A 14,303-nucleotide genomic window follows, 5' to 3' on the forward strand; every position below is an offset into this window, starting at 1 on the left:
CGTCAGGTCCGCCCGGGCAGGCGGCGCGCCGACCGGGCGGCGTGGACAGTGCCGGCGAGGCCGACGAGGGCCAAGCCGACGAGGCCGCCGACCACGACGTCGCGGGTTCGGCTCGTGACGAACTCGGCGCGGCTCGCCTTGGTCCGACCGGAGAAGCGCCCGTCGATCCCGGCCGGGCCGGGCACGGGGGCCTCGAGATTGCCCGCCATCTCGGGGATGGTCTCGTCGGAGAGCTGGGCCGACCACATGGAGGCGGCCTTGCGGTCGGCGAGCGCCGGCGCCAGCGCCTGGGCGGCCGCCATCATCACCGAGGACCGGCCGACCCAGACCTCCCGGCGCGGGTGCTCGACCGCGTACACGATCGCGTCGGCGCAGAGCCGCGGGTCGAAGACCGGGTCCGGCGCGTACTGGCGGTGGCCGGTGCGGTTGCGCGCCCAGTTGAACTGCGGCGTGTTGACCGCCGGCAGGTAGATCACGCTGAGGCTGACATTGACCCGGTCGTGCAGCAGCTCGCAGCGCAGGGCGTCGGTGAAGCCCGAGACCGCGAACTTGGCCGCGCAGTAGGGCGCCTGCAGGGGCGCCGCCCGGATCGCGAGGCCCGACGAGACCTGGATGATCGCGCCGCGGTCGCGCCGCTTCATGTAGCGCAGGGCGGCGAGCGTCCCGTAGACTTGGCTGAGATAGGTGGTCTCGGTCACCCGCCGGTACTCGTCCGGGGTGATTCGGTCGGCCGGGTTCACCACCGTCGACATGGCATTGTTCACCCACGCGCGGATCGGGCCGAGCTCGCGCTCGACCCGCTCGGCGGCCGCGTCCACGGCCTCCGGGTCGGCGACGTCGGCGCCGATCGCCAGCACCGGCTGGCCGTAGGCGGCGAGCGCCCGCTCGGCCGCGGAGAGACGGCCGGGATCCCGCGCGATCACCGCGACCGACCAGCCGCGCGCGGCGAATTCATGCGCGGTGGCGAGCCCGATTCCGGCCGTGCCCCCCGTAACGACCGCAACCCGTGCCATACCGACCTCATCCGCGACAGACCGAACCGGCAACACGGTGCGGCGCGCTCGGTTGCGCCGCCCGATTGGGCCGGAACGTCACGGGGATACCGATCGCGACGCCGATTTCGCGGACCGGGACGCAACGTCCGACCGCGGCCGCTGTTGACTGCCTGTACCGCGTCATGCCGAACCATCGAGGGTCGCAGCCATGCGCACTGGACGACGCTTCTCCCTCTTCTCGCTCCCGATCGATCCCTGGCCGCAGGCGTCCCTGGCCGAGCGGACCGCCGTCGGGATGGTCCTGACCGGCCTGCTGCTCGTGCCGGCCTGCGCGGTCGGGGCCGCGCTCCTCGTGTTCACGACGCTCGCGGCCCACGTGTACTGGTCCTACGATCTCGGCGCCTCCCTGCACGCGTTCATCGCCCGGCATGCCGGGGCCGCCGTCGCTCGGCGCGGCCGGCTCGTCCACAAGGCCTGACGAGCGGGAGCGGATCGACGGCCGGGCGGTGTTGAGCCGTGCCGGTCCACACGGCCCGGCCGCGCGGCCCCCGCGATCCCTGTGCGTTCGCCTCGGTCCGATTTGACCTGACGGTCTCTCGTGGGCCAGTCAGGTTCGGAACCGAGAGATCGCCATGTTCCGTACCCTGATGTCTGCGCGGCGCTTCGCGCCGCTGTTCTGGTGCCAGTTCTTCTCGGCGTTCAACGACAATTTCCTGAAGAACGCGCTCGCCTTCCTGATCCTGTTCGGGATCGGCGGCCAGGCGGACGCCCATGCCGGCGTCCTCGTGACGCTCGCGAGCGCCGTGTTCATCGGGCCGTTCTTCATTCTGTCGGGTCTCGGCGGCCAGTGGGCCGACCGCTACGACAAGGCGCTGATGGCGCGGCGGCTCAAGTTCGCCGAGATCTTCGCGGCCGGCACCGCCGTGCTCGGCTTCCTCCTGCACTCGATCCCGGTGCTGTTCGTGGCGCTCGGCCTGTTCGGCACGATCGCGGCGCTGTTCGGCCCGATCAAGTACGGGATCCTGCCGGACCATCTCCGGCGCGAGGAGCTGCCCGCCGGCAACGCCCTCGTGGAGGCGGCGACCTTCCTGGCGATCCTGCTCGGCACGATCGCGGCCGGCGCGGCCTCGGCGATGGGCGGCTCGGGACTCGTGTTCGGCGTCCTGGTGATGGGCTTCGCCGTCCTGTGCTGGCTCTCGGCCCGGATGATCCCGGCGACCGGCGAGGGGGCGCCGGACCTGCGCGTCGACCCGAACGTCGCCCGCTCGACCTACGCGCTGCTGCGCGACCTCTGGGCCGACACGCGGCTGTGGCGCGGCTCGCTCACGGTGAGCTGGTTCTGGCTGGTCGGCGTGGTGGTGCTGTCGCTGCTGCCGGTACTGGTGCGCGGCGCCTTCAACGGCACCGAGACGGTGATCACGCTGCTGCTGGCGCTGTTCTCGATCGGCATCGCGGTCGGCTCCGGCCTCGCCTCGTGGCTCGCCAGCGGCCGGATCGTGCTGCTGCCGACGCCGGTCGGCGCGGTGCTGATGGGCCTGTTCGGCCTCGACCTCGCCTGGACGGTCGGCCACCTGCCGGCGCCGCCCGCGGAGCCGATCGGCCCCCTCGGCTTCCTGCAGACCGGCCACGGCCTGCGCACCGGGATCGACTTCCTCGGTCTCGCGATCTCCGGCGGCCTCTACATCGTCCCGTCTTTCGCGGCCGTGCAGGCCTGGGCCGAGAAGGCGATGCGCGCCCGGATCATCGGCGCGGTCAACGTCATGACGGCGGCCTTCATGGTCGCCGGCACCCTGGCGCTCGCGGCTCTGCAGGGCGCGGGCCTCACCATCGCGAGCCTCCTCGCGGTGGTGGCGGTGCTGAACCTGATCGTCGGCGCGCTCGTGTTCGCGACCCTGCCGACGAGCCCGTTCCGCGACTTCCTGTCGATCCTGTTCCGGGCGTTCTACCGGCTGGAGGTCCGCGGCTTCGACAACCTCGCGGCGGCCGGCCCGAACGCCATCATCGCCCTCAACCACGTCTCGTTCCTCGACGCACCGCTCGCGCTGTCGCTCCTCGAGCAGGAGCCGGTCTTCGCCATCGACAGCGGGATCGCGCAGCGCTGGTGGGTGCGCCCGTTCCTGCGCATCACTAAGGCGATGCCGCTCGACCCGACCCGGCCGCTCGCCACCCGGACGCTGATCAACGCGGTCAAGAGCGGCGAGACCCTGATCATCTTCCCCGAGGGCCGGCTCACGGTCACCGGCAGCCTGATGAAGGTCTACGACGGCGCCGGGCTGATCGCCGACAAGTCGGGCGCGATGGTCGTCCCGGTGAAGCTCGACGGCCTGGAGCGCACCGTCTTCTCGCGGCTGTCGCGCGGGCAGGTGCGCCGTCGCTGGTGGCCCAAGGTGACCGTGACGGTCATGCCGCCGGTGCGGCTGACCGTGGACCCCGCGCTCAAGGGCAAGGCGCGGCGGCAGGCGGCGGGCGCCGCCCTCTACGGGATCATGTCGGACCTAGTGTTCCGCACCGCCGACATCGACCGCGGCCTGATGGCGGCGCTGATCGAGGCGGGCGAGCGCCACGGCTGGAGCCGCAACGCCCTGGAGGATCCGGTCGGCGGCCGCCTCAGCTACAGCCGGCTCGTGATGGGCGCCAACATCCTCGGCCGCAAGCTGATGCCGCTGGCGCCCGTGGGCGGCCGGATCGGCGTCATGCTGCCGAACGCCAACGGCGCCGCGGTGACGCTGTTCGCCCTCGCCTCCGCGGGCCGGGTGCCGGCGATGATCAATTTCTCCGCTGGCCCCGCCAACGTGCTCTCGGCCTGCCGGGCCGCGGAGGTCAGCAAGATCCTGACCTCCCGGGCCTTCATCGAGAAGGGACGGCTGGGCCCGCTCGTCGAGGCGATCCGCGGCTCGGTCGAGTTGATCTACCTGGAGGACGTGCGGGCCGGCATCACGACGGGGGACAAGATCCGCGGCCTCCTGGCGCCGCGCCGCCCCCTGGTGGCGCGCGCCGGCGAGGATCCGGGGGCGGTGCTGTTCACCTCGGGCAGCGAGGGCACGCCGAAGGGCGTGGTGCTCGCCAACCGCTGCATGCTCGCCAACGTGGCGCAGGTGGCGGCCCGGATCGATTTCGGCCCGATGGACAAGGTGTTCAACGTCCTGCCGGTGTTCCACGCCTTCGGGCTCACCGCCGGGCTGGTCCTGCCCCTGGTCTCGGGGGTGCCGGTCTACCTCTATCCGTCGCCGCTGCACTACCGGATCGTGCCGGAGCTGATCTACGGCTCGAACAGCACCGTCCTGTTCGGGACCGACACGTTCCTCACGGGCTACGCCCGGTCGGCCCATTCCTACGACCTGCGCTCCCTGCGCTACGTCGTGGCCGGCGCCGAGGCCGTGAAGGAGACCACCCGGAAGACCTGGGCGGAGAAGTTCGGGCTGCGCATCCTGGAGGGCTACGGCGTCACCGAGTGCGGGCCGGTTGTCGCCCTCAACACGCCGATGTTCAACCGGTTCGGCACGGTCGGGCGGATCCTGCCCGGCATCGAGACCCGCCTCGAGCCGGTGCCGGGAATCGACGAAGGCGGCCGCCTGTCCCTGCGCGGGCCGAACATCATGCTGGGCTACCTGCGCGCCGAGAAGCCCGGCGTGCTGGAGCCGCCGCCGGGCGGCTGGCACGACACCGGCGACATCGTGGCGATCGACCCGATGGGCTTCGTCACCATCAAGGGTCGGGCCAAGCGCTTCGCGAAGATCGCCGGCGAGATGGTGTCGCTCGCCGGCATCGAGACGCTGGCCGCCGAGCTCTGGCCCGACCGTCCGAGCGCGGTGGCGGCGGTGCCGGACGCGCGCAAGGGCGAGCGGCTGATCCTGTTCACGCAGGAGAAGGGCGCGACCCGGGCCGCCTACCAGAGCTTCGCCAAGGGCCGCGGCGCCTCCGACGTCGCGATCCCCGCCGAGGTGGTGGTGCTGGACGCGATCCCGATGCTCGGCACCGGCAAGGTCGACCAAGTGGCCGTCACGAAGCTCGCGCTGGAGCGGGCGAAGGAGAACGCCGCGGCCTGACGGTCGCGGCCCCGCGCGCCGCGTCACCCAAACGGGGGATGCGGGGCTCCCCGGGATCCGCTCGTATCGTGAATACAGCCGTGATTCGAACCGCTTGACGCGTTCGGGGCGCGGGTCTGAGGGGGACTCGGTACGCAACGGCGAGGGACAGATCATGCGGAAGGGCAGGCGAGTTCCGGCTTGGCTGGCGAGGCGGACCTACTTCAAGCGGATCGAGCGCTGGGCGAAGCCCGGCAAGGCGCGCAAGGCGGCGCAGCCCCCTGAGACACCGGCAGCCGCGATGCCCTCCAACGTCGTGCCGTTCCCGATCCGGATGAATCGGCCGGACCGTCCCGCCTTCGAGGACCTGCGGGGCGTCGGCACGGCCTAGAGGCCGGCTCCGCCGGGGGCTTGCCGGGCGCGCGGGAACACGGGATCCTGCGCCGTCGGAGCCGAGACCGGGAGGATGCGTGCCGCACGACGGGTCGGATCCGCGCGCGTCGGCGCCTCCCCGGAAGCGGGCGAGGGGCCTGCGCGCGGCGCTCGGGGCGACGGCGCTCGGTCTCGGCCTCCTGGGGGCCGGCACCGCCGCGCTCTGGCGCTACGCCGACGCGCTGCCGCCCCTCGACCTGGCCGCGGCCGAATCACGCTCGACGGTGGTGCTGGATCGGTCCGGCACGCTGCTGCGCCCCTTCGCGACCGCGGACGGGCGCTGGCGCCTGCCGGTCACCGCGGAGGCGGTCGATCCGCGCTACCGGGCGATGCTGCTCGCCTACGAGGATCGCCGCTTCGCCGCGCATCCCGGCATCGACCCGGCCGCGGTGCTGCGCGCCGCCGGCCAGTGGCTGACCCGCGGCCGCATCGTGTCCGGCGCCTCCACCCTGTCGATGCAGGTGGCGCGCCTCGTCGAGCCGCGGCGCGAGCGGTCGCTCGAGGCCAAGCTCCGCCAGATGGTGCGGGCGGTCGCGCTGGAGCGGCGCCTCGGCAAGGCCGGGCTGCTCGACCTCTACCTGGCGCTGGCCCCCTACGGCGGCCCGCTGGAGGGCGTGCGCGCGGCGAGCGTCGCGTATTTCGGGCGCGAGCCGGTCCGGCTGACCGCCGCGCAGGCGGCCCTGCTCGTCGCCCTGCCGCAATCGCCCGAGACCCGCCGTCCGGACAGGTTCCCCGAGCGCGCCCGCGCCGCCCGCGACCGGGTCCTGGCGGTGGCCGTCGCGCGGGGCATCCTCACGACGGCGGAGGCCGAGGCCGCCCGGGCCGAGCCGGTGCCGACGACGCGCAAGCCGTTCCCGATGCTCGCGGCGCACGCCGCCGAGGAGGCGGTGGCGGCCGATCCCGGTGCCGCCACGATCCGCCTCGCGATCGACGGGCGCCTGCAGGAGCGGCTGGAAACCCTGGCGGCCGAGCGCGCCGCCGCCGCCGGCCCGGACCTCTCGGCCGCGATCCTCGTCCTCGACAACCGCGACGGCCGGGTGCTCGCTCAGGTCGGCAGCGCCGGCTACTTGGACCCCGCCCGGCGCGGCGCCATCGACATGACCCTGGCGGTGCGCTCGCCCGGCTCCGCGCTGAAGCCCTTCGTCTACGCCATGGCCTTCGCGGACGGTCTCGCGCATCCCGAGACCCTGCTGGAGGATCGCCCGGCGCGCTTCTCGGCGAGCTACGCGCCGGAGAATTTCGACCTGACCTTCCAGGGCACGGTCACGGCCCGGCGGGCCCTGCAGCTCTCGCTGAACGTGCCGGCGGTCGAGCTGATGGACGCGGTCGGTCCCGCCCGCTTCATCGCCCGGCTGCGCGCCGCCGGGGCCGGGATCCAGCTCCCGCGGGAGGCGGCCCCGGGGCTGCCGGTCGCGCTGGGCGGCCTCGGCATCACGGTCACCGACCTCGCCCGGCTCTACGCGGGGCTCGCCCGCGGCGGCGCGGTTCCGGACCTGCTGCGCCGCGCCGACGGGGTCGCGGCCGAATCCCGGCACCGCGTCGCCGAGCCCGTGGCGTCTTGGTACGTCGCCGACATCCTGCGCGGGACACCGCCACCGGAGAACGCACTGCCGAACCGCATCGCCTACAAGACCGGCACCTCCTACGGGTACCGCGACGCCTGGGCCGCCGGCTTCGACCGCCACGCGACGATCGTCGTCTGGGCCGGGCGCCCGGACGGCGCCGCGGTGCCGGGGCTCGTGGGCCGCACCGTCGCGGCGCCGATCCTGTTCGACGCCTTCGCGCGCCTCGGGATCGAGCCCGAGCCGGTCCCCCAGCCGCGGGACGCGCTGGTGGTCGGGACGGCGGGCCTGCCGCCGCCGCTGCGGCACCTGCGGCGCGAGGCGGCCGAGGCGGCGGGACCGGCGCTGCGGATCGCCTATCCGCCGGACGGGGCGCGGATCGATCTCGGCCTCGCGGTGGACCGGCACGGCGCCGCGGCGGGCGGCCCGGGTCTCGCCCTCAAGGCCCTGGGCGGCGTGCCGCCGCTCACCTGGCTGGTCGACGGTCAGCCGGTCGTGCAGACGCCGCGGCGGAAGGCCGAGTGGGCCCCGGGCGGCGCGGGCTTCGCGCGGATCTCGGTCCTGGACGCGACCGGCGCCAGCGACAGCGTGTCCGTCCGCCTCGAGTGAGCCGACGGCGGGTTTCCTCGGCTCAGCGGCCGATCCCGAGGCCGCGCTGGGCGCCGGCCGGGCCGCGCGCCTCGCAGGATTCCAGCGCCGCGGCGAGGCGCGCCGCGCTGGCCGCGGACCCGTAAGACAGGCTGAGGACGGTGGAGAGGATCCCGACGCTCACGAGCACGCCGAGCGCGGCCGCGCCGAGCAGCACGGCGGCGATCAGCCGGTTGCGCCGCAGGTCCGCCGTCAGCGCCCCGATGAGGTCCCGGTTGTGTTCGGCGAGACCGTTCCGCGCCGCCACCAGCTCGTTGTACATGTTCGTGATGGCGTTGGTGGACATGTACACCAGCAGCAGGTGGACGACGAAGTCGTCGTCCGTCGAGGTGTTGAGGGCGGCCGCGATCCGCACGGCGAGCTGACGCTCCCAGGGCTGGAGATCGCGGCCGTGGACCGACCGGTAGAACCGCTCGAGGTTGGTCACGGCCGGAGGGCATCCCGCCACGCCGTGTGAAAGTTGCGCCGCAGGCGGCGGCCCTCGACCCGCAGGCGCATCGGCGCGCTGTTCGCCAAGGCCTGCCAGGTCGTGTTCTGCACCCGCAGGGCCTCGATCAGCCGCTCGCCGATCCGCTCGATCTCGATGACGCGAAAGTTCGACTGCTTCCGCAGGGATCGCACGAGATCGGACGATTCGAGATAGTCGAAATTGGTCGCCTGGGCGGTGTTCTTCGCCAGGATCGCCCGGTCGCACTCGATCAGCATGGGCCGGAGCTCGCGCAGGACCTCCAGGGCTGTGGGATCCACCGCGCCGGCCGCGACGACCACGGCGAGGCGGACATTCGCCTCCCGGCAGCTCTCCACGATGATCTCGGTGCACCGACGGGTCGTCTCGGTGTCGCCGGCCGGGAAGTCGACCACGACGAGGCGCTCGGCCGCCTCGGTCACGCGCTCGATCAGGTCCTGGCACAGGGTCGGGTCGACGCGGCCCGTGCTGTCCTCGGCGCGCAGGCGCTGCCGGATGGCGGTGATGCCGGGACGGCGCGGGACGAAGTTGTCGCTGCCGGGCGTGGTCTCCTGCATGAGTGCCGTGTGGAAGTGCCGGTTGGCCGGGTCGGTGTCGATCGCCAGGACCGGACCGACCTCCGCGCAGAGATCGGCCACCTGGAGGGCGATGGTCGTCTTGCCGACGCCGCCCTTGCCGCCGAGGCAGAGCACGAGAACCTTCGCGGCGGCGCCCAGGAGATCGCGCTGGATGTCCTGGATCTCGTCCGGGCTGTACCAGGCCGGAACCTTGCTCTGCGTCGTGTCGGTCATGCGGTGTCTCCTTGCTGATACGCGCGGGGTGGCCGCCGGACGCGCGCTCCGCGCGCGGCACCGGGCTGCGGGATCTCGGGGGTTCACGGGCTCGGGCCGGGCCGCACGGCCCGCGTGGGCGGGACGCGGCGCGCGCCGGCTCGACGGCGCGCCCGGGATGCCGGTCGCATCACGCGCGGGATCCGGTCGTGCACGGGTCGGCAGAGGCGCGGCCGCCTCGTGCTCGTGGCCCGGATGCGGACGGCCGACGCTCGGGTTCCGCGATGACGTCCGTCGCCACGATCTGCACTCCGTTGCTGGACCCGCTTCGCCGACGGCTCCGGCCGCAAGTCTTCCTCGCCGCGGCCGAGGGCCATGCATGATCATGCTCGGACCTATGGAAGACGCAAGCCTCGAAAAATCGGATCTCTTCTCGACGAATGCCCTAGAATGAGATCGTTAATGAAGATTTATATTTATAAAATATGCAATGATGAGCGAATTACGACTATTATATCTGGATGAACACACAACATCCCGGACATCGTCCGCAATTCGATCGATTCGGCCGGCCGGAATCCGCGCGGGTCACCTGGGATGCGGGCCTTGCCCGGCCCTGTCGGCGGTGACCCGGTCGTCACCGCACCGCGGCGAGGGGGGCGAACACGTCGATGAGGCCGTTCACCAGGATCTGGGTCCCGACGCACAGGAGCAGGAAGGCGAAGAGGCGGCCCATCACCCGGGCGCGGGCCGGGCCGATGAAGGCGACGACCCGGTCGGCGGAGGCGTAGAGAACCGCGACCGTGGCGGCGACCGCGAGGGCCGCCAGCGTGACGCCGATGTAGAAGCCGAAGCGCTCCGCGTAGGCCTCCGGCCGGTTGGCCCCCAGGGTGATGGCGACCGCGATCGTCCCCGGCCCGGTGGTGAACGGGAGCGTCAGGGGGAAGAAGGCGATGTCGGAGAGGGGGCCGGGGGCCGGGTCGCCCGGCGGCTCCGCGGGGGCCGGGCCGCGGCCCGCCGACCCGGAGGCCTCGGCCTGCTTGCGCGCCTCCCGGGCCTCGGGCCGGTTCAGCTGGGTCCAGGCCGACGACATGACCACGAGGCCGCCGGCGATGCGCAGCGCACCCAGGGTGACGCCGAAGAAGTTCAGGATCGGCGTGTCCGCCCAGAGGGCGCCGAGCATCACCAGGGCGGCGTAGACGCCGATCCGGCGCGACAGCAGCACGCGCTCGGCGTGGCTGAAGGCGCCCGCCACCTGCGCGAAGATGAAGGCGCCCCCGACCGGGTTCACGATCGAGAACAGCGCCGAAAGGGCGAGCAGGAACTGCTGGGTGGTGAAGTCGAGGCTCATCGGGGTCAGCCCGGGGAGGGGGCCGGCACCAGCACCCGGGCCGGCGCGAGGCGGCGGGCGCGCCGCACCTGCTGGACGGCCACCGGCCGGTAGAGCTGCTTCGTCGCGTCGACCACGTGCAGGCCCGCGAAGGGCAGGGACAGGCCGGTGCCGAGCCACTCCCAGGCGGGCCCGGTGCGCAGCATCAGGCGCGAGCGGGCCGGCGGCATGTACAGGGTCTCGGCCCAGCTCACCGGCGAGAACAGCGTGTCGCGCATGAGCCGCCCGAGCTGCGAGCGGCTGTAGGGCTGGCCGTGGCCGAAGGGCGTCGCCTCCCGGCGGGCCCAGACGCCCCGGCGGTTGGGCACGACGAGGATCATGCGGCCGCCCGGTGTCAGGGTGCGCCAGACCTCCTGCAGCAGCTCCGTCGGGCTCTCCACCGATTCGAGGGCGTGGACCAGGATGACCCGGTCGATGGCGGCCTCCGGCAGCGGCATCATGGTGGGATCGGCGAGCGCCGCGCAGGAGCGCCCGGTGCCCGGCCAGTTCACCACGCCCTGCGAGGCCGGCATGAAGGCGAGGGTGCGCTCGGCGATGCAGTGGACCGGCCCGAGATACGGCGTCGCGTAGCCGATCCCGAGGACGCGCAGCCCCGAGACCGAGCCGAGGAAATCGTGGAGCGCGCGGCCGACCACGCGGTGCGTCGTGCGGCCCAGAGGGCTGGCGTAGAAGGCCCGCAAGCCGTTGACGTCGAGGCGCATGGAGGGACAGGAGATCGCGGACGGAACGGTCGTCGTAACCAATGGTGAGCCGCGCGCCGCGCGGCAAGCGCCGGAGGAACCTCGCCGGACCATCACCTGTTCACGGCAACAGATTTCGCGCCGCTTCGCGCCCGTTCGCGTTCTTGGGAGACCCCGTCCGATGGCCGCCGAGACCGAGATTCGCACCTTCCTCTGCCGCAGCGACAACATCGGCGTGCTGATCCGCGATCCGCAGTCCGGCGCCTGCGCGGCGATCGACGTGCCGGAGGCCGGACCTGTCCTCCGGGCCCTCGACGAGACCGGCTGGCGGCTGACCGACATCCTCGTGACCCACCGGCACGCCGATCATGTCGAGGGCATCCCGGAGGTGAAGCGGGCGACCGGCGCCCGGGTGGTCGCCCCCGCCAGGGCCGGCGACGCGGTCCCACAGGTGGACGTGACCGTGCGGGAGGGCGACACGGTCACGGTCGGCAGCCTCGAGGCGCAGGTCTGGGAGACGCCGGGCCACTGCGCCGACCACGTGACCTACTGGTTCGCGGAAGCCGGCCTCGTCTGCGCCGGCGACACCCTGTTCACCCTCGGCTGTGGGCGTGTGATGGAGAGCCCGCCCGAGACCCTCTACCGCTCCCTGCGGCGCTTCGACGACCTGCCCGACGCGACGCAGGTCTTCAGCGGCCACGACTACGTACTCTCCAACGCGCGCTTCGCCCTGGCGGCGGATCCGGACAACCCGGATCTGAAGAGACGCCTCGCCGAGGCGGAGCGTGCCCACGCGGAGGGCCGGTTCCTGATCCCCTCGACCATGGGTGCGGAGCGGGCCACCAACCCGTTCCTGCGCAGCGGGCAGCCGGCCCTGGCGCGATCCGTCGACCTTCCGCCGGAAAGCGATCCCGAGGCGGTGTTCGTCGCCTTACGGGCGTGGAAGAACCGCTTCTGACGCAGGTGATAACGAGAAAAATTTGTTGCCTTCTCAAGGCAAACTGACACATAGGGGTGTTTAAGCGGTCCTAATCCGCTCAGGTAACCGGGCTCCCGGGGGGAAGCCGTAACGTCAACGCGAAGCGCCGGGACGCTTCAGCCGGTATGATGGGGGTCCGTCTCGCCCTACCACCTGTCCACTTCCCGCCTTCCGCTTCCTTTCCTCAAGCCAGAGTCCGACGGGTCCAAGGAGGAGGCGCTCAGCGCCAAGGCCAAGATCACCGTCGCCGACGCCGAATCCGGCACACTCCGCGAGAGCGGTGAGGCGGCCAGTCCCGCCCGCCCGCGGGCGCCGGTCGCGGCCGACGTGCGGCTCCTCGGGATCGCCACCGAGCACCTCTCGCGGCTCGGGCCCAAGCGCGTGACGGTCGTGGCCGTCGCCGCCGAGGCCGGTATGACGCACGCGAACGTGTACCGCTACTTCCCGTCGAAGGACGCGCTCCTCGACGCGGTGGCGGGCCGCTGGCTGCGCGAGGTCGAAGCCCGGCTCGCCGGCATCGCCGATGCGCCCGATCCCGCCGACGACAAGATCGAGCGCCTCCTGACCGCCCTCGCGACGGTCCAGCGGGACGCCCTGTTCGACGAGCCGAACCTGTTCGCGGTCCATCTCGACGCCACCGTCTCGGCACGGCCGATCGCCCGGCGGCACCGCGTGCGGCTGCGCAGCCTCGTCGAGCGCGTGGTCGAGGAGGGCATCACCTCTGGGATCTTCTCGGCCCGGGACCGGGAACGGGCGATCGCCTACATCTTCGACGCGAGCTACCGCTTCACGCATCCGCTGGCGATCCAGCACGATGCCGAGGTGCCGCGCGACCTGATTGAGGCCCGGTTCGGGGCCGTCATCCACGCGATCCAGCGGGTCCTGCGCTCCGGCATCCTCTGATCCGGCGCGTACCCACAGGCTCTCTCGAAGGCCCGGACAGACCGTCCGGGCCTTCGTCGTTCGTGCGCCCTCCCGCGCCGCCCGCCGCCCGCCGCGACCCGAAATGACAGGATTCCAGATCTGTCATCGCGGCTTCGCGGCCGTCCGGCGCCAGGGTGCACTGCACCTAAAACACTCGCGACGTTGACGTTTCGGAGGCACCGTCGGGACGCTCGAGGGCGATCCGACGGCCCGGACGCGCCGCCCGCGCGGCCCTCATCGGGTTGAAGCCACGGTGCTTTTCGGCCACACAGCCGCGCAGATTTCAGAGTGGCGAATCCGGCCTCGGACCCTGACGGACGAGCGGCTCCGGCCTCGCGCAACGCATCACCGAAGTCGAACGCAGCGGAGACACATCCGACATGGCTCGCAACAAGATCGCGCTCATCGGCGCCGGCCAGATCGGCGGCACCCTGGCCCTTCTGGCCGGCCTCAAGGATCTCGGGGACGTGGTGCTGTTCGACATCGTCGACGGCGTGCCGCAGGGCAAGGCGCTGGACATCGCCGAGGCCGCCCCGGTCGAAGGCTTCGACGCGACCTACGCGGGTGCCAGCGACTACGCCGCCATCAAGGGCGCCGACGTGGTGATCGTGACCGCCGGCGTGCCGCGCAAGCCCGGCATGAGCCGCGACGACCTGATCGGCATCAACCTCAAGGTCATGCAGGCCGTCGGCGAGGGCATCAAGACCCACGCGCCGGACGCCTTCGTGATCTGCATCACCAACCCGCTCGACGCCATGGTGTGGGCGCTCCAGAAGTTCTCGGGCGTCCCGACCAACAAGATCGTCGGCATGGCCGGCGTGCTGGATTCGGCGCGCTTCCGCCACTTCCTCGCCGAGGAGTTCAAGGTGTCGGTGGAGGACGTGACGGCCTTCGTGCTCGGCGGCCACGGCGACGACATGGTGCCGCTGACCCGCTACTCGACGGTGGCGGGCGTGCCGCTGACCGACCTCGTCAAGCTCGGCTGGACCACCCAGGAGAAGCTCGACGCCATGGTCGACCGCACCCGCAAGGGCGGCGGCGAGATCGTCAACCTGCTCAAGACCGGCTCGGCCTTCTACGCGCCCGCCGCCTCCGCCATCGCCATGGCCGAGAGCTACCTGCGCGACAAGAAGCGGGTCCTGCCCTGCGCCGCCTACCTCGACGGCCAGTACGGCGTGAAGGGCATGTTCATCGGCGTGCCGATCGTGATCGGTGCCAACGGCGTGGAGCGCGTGCTCGAGGTGACCTTCGACGCGGCCGAGAAGACCATGTTCGACAAATCGGTCGCCTCGGTGACGGGACTCATCGAGGCCTGCAAGGGCGTCGACAGCAGCCTCGCCTGACCGGTAAGCGGATACCGGGCAGCGCGTAGCGGTCGGAGATTCGAATCTCGATCACTCGATTTCTCTACGCGCCGCCCGCTGCCACCTAT

Annotated in this window: 12 protein-coding genes; 7 read left to right on the forward strand and 5 right to left on the reverse strand. The window is 72.2% G+C overall.

The annotated features are described in order from the left end of the window. Positions 1-2: 2 nt before the first annotated feature. Positions 3-1,013 carry an SDR family oxidoreductase gene (locus tag BMY19_RS19875; protein WP_100252709.1) on the reverse strand — a complete coding sequence of 337 codons (1,011 nt, stop codon included), beginning with the start codon at positions 1,011-1,013 and terminating at the stop codon, positions 3-5. A 190-nt stretch (positions 1,014-1,203) separates the two neighbouring features. Here BMY19_RS19875 and BMY19_RS19880 point away from each other — a divergent pair, with 190 nt between their 5' ends. The 4 genes from BMY19_RS19880 to pbpC all read left to right on the forward strand — a co-directional run bounded on the left by BMY19_RS19880 (position 1,204) and on the right by pbpC (position 7,623). Next, on the forward strand, positions 1,204-1,473 hold the full coding sequence (locus tag BMY19_RS19880) for a hypothetical protein (protein WP_020093716.1): 270 nt from the start codon (positions 1,204-1,206) through the stop codon (positions 1,471-1,473). A gap of 154 nt (positions 1,474-1,627) precedes the next feature. Beyond that, complete coding sequence (locus BMY19_RS19885; protein WP_100252710.1) at positions 1,628-5,041, forward strand: acyl-[ACP]--phospholipid O-acyltransferase; 3,414 nt, start codon at positions 1,628-1,630, stop codon at positions 5,039-5,041. A 154-nt stretch (positions 5,042-5,195) separates the two neighbouring features. Then, entirely contained in the window at positions 5,196-5,411 is a 216-nt protein-coding gene (locus BMY19_RS19890; protein ID WP_020093718.1) for a hypothetical protein, read from the forward strand. Positions 5,412-5,550: 139 nt separating this feature from the next. Further along, positions 5,551-7,623 (forward strand): penicillin-binding protein 1C, encoded by a 2,073-nt coding sequence (pbpC, locus tag BMY19_RS19895; RefSeq protein WP_234083025.1) that lies wholly within the window; start codon positions 5,551-5,553, stop codon positions 7,621-7,623. Between the two features lie 22 nt (positions 7,624-7,645). Here the strand turns inward: pbpC and BMY19_RS19900 are convergent, their stop codons facing one another. The 4 genes from BMY19_RS19900 to BMY19_RS19915 all read right to left on the reverse strand — a co-directional run bounded on the left by BMY19_RS19900 (position 7,646) and on the right by BMY19_RS19915 (position 10,989). Beyond that, positions 7,646-8,089, reverse strand: coding sequence for a hypothetical protein (locus tag BMY19_RS19900; protein ID WP_100252711.1), 444 nt, complete (start codon positions 8,087-8,089; stop codon positions 7,646-7,648). Further along, positions 8,086-8,919: a nucleotide-binding protein gene (locus tag BMY19_RS19905; RefSeq protein WP_091979515.1), complete on the reverse strand. Its 834-nt coding sequence runs from the start codon at positions 8,917-8,919 to the stop codon at positions 8,086-8,088. The genes BMY19_RS19900 and BMY19_RS19905 overlap by 4 nt, the downstream gene beginning before the upstream one ends. A 616-nt stretch (positions 8,920-9,535) precedes the next feature. Next, positions 9,536-10,249, reverse strand: a complete 714-nt coding sequence (locus BMY19_RS19910) for a MarC family protein (RefSeq protein WP_100252712.1) — start codon at positions 10,247-10,249, stop codon at positions 9,536-9,538. A 5-nt stretch (positions 10,250-10,254) separates the two neighbouring features. After that, complete coding sequence (locus BMY19_RS19915) at positions 10,255-10,989, reverse strand: class I SAM-dependent methyltransferase (RefSeq protein ID WP_042671901.1); 735 nt, start codon at positions 10,987-10,989, stop codon at positions 10,255-10,257. Positions 10,990-11,149: 160 nt separating this feature from the next. Between BMY19_RS19915 and gloB the strand changes: the two genes are divergently transcribed. The 3 genes from gloB (at position 11,150) to mdh (ending at position 14,214) form a co-directional block, all read left to right on the forward strand. Beyond that, a complete protein-coding gene (gloB, locus tag BMY19_RS19920) occupies positions 11,150-11,926 on the forward strand; it encodes a hydroxyacylglutathione hydrolase (protein WP_100252713.1) in 777 nt (258 codons plus the stop codon). Positions 11,927-12,274: 348 nt separating this feature from the next. Continuing rightward, positions 12,275-12,850, forward strand: coding sequence for a TetR family transcriptional regulator (locus BMY19_RS19925; protein WP_012317921.1), 576 nt, complete (start codon positions 12,275-12,277; stop codon positions 12,848-12,850). A gap of 401 nt (positions 12,851-13,251) precedes the next feature. After that, positions 13,252-14,214, forward strand: a complete 963-nt coding sequence (gene mdh, locus BMY19_RS19930) for a malate dehydrogenase (RefSeq protein WP_042671902.1) — start codon at positions 13,252-13,254, stop codon at positions 14,212-14,214. Positions 14,215-14,303: the final 89 nt, after the last annotated feature.

This window comes from Methylobacterium sp. UNC300MFChir4.1 (genome assembly GCF_900110155.1).
Lineage (GTDB): Bacteria > Pseudomonadota > Alphaproteobacteria > Rhizobiales > Beijerinckiaceae > Methylobacterium.

Coding starts and splice junctions, on each gene's coding strand:
- BMY19_RS19875 (WP_100252709.1), bottom strand. CDS start 1,013: ATGGCACGGGTTGCGGTCGTTACGGGGGGCACGGCCGGAATCGGGCTC.
- BMY19_RS19880 (WP_020093716.1), top strand. CDS start 1,204: ATGCGCACTGGACGACGCTTCTCCCTCTTCTCGCTCCCGATCGATCCC.
- BMY19_RS19885 (WP_100252710.1), top strand. CDS start 1,628: ATGTTCCGTACCCTGATGTCTGCGCGGCGCTTCGCGCCGCTGTTCTGG.
- BMY19_RS19890 (WP_020093718.1), top strand. CDS start 5,196: ATGCGGAAGGGCAGGCGAGTTCCGGCTTGGCTGGCGAGGCGGACCTAC.
- BMY19_RS19905 (WP_091979515.1), bottom strand. CDS start 8,919: ATGACCGACACGACGCAGAGCAAGGTTCCGGCCTGGTACAGCCCGGAC.
- BMY19_RS19910 (WP_100252712.1), bottom strand. CDS start 10,249: ATGAGCCTCGACTTCACCACCCAGCAGTTCCTGCTCGCCCTTTCGGCG.
- BMY19_RS19915 (WP_042671901.1), bottom strand. CDS start 10,989: ATGCGCCTCGACGTCAACGGCTTGCGGGCCTTCTACGCCAGCCCTCTG.
- gloB (WP_100252713.1), top strand. CDS start 11,150: ATGGCCGCCGAGACCGAGATTCGCACCTTCCTCTGCCGCAGCGACAAC.
- mdh (WP_042671902.1), top strand. CDS start 13,252: ATGGCTCGCAACAAGATCGCGCTCATCGGCGCCGGCCAGATCGGCGGC.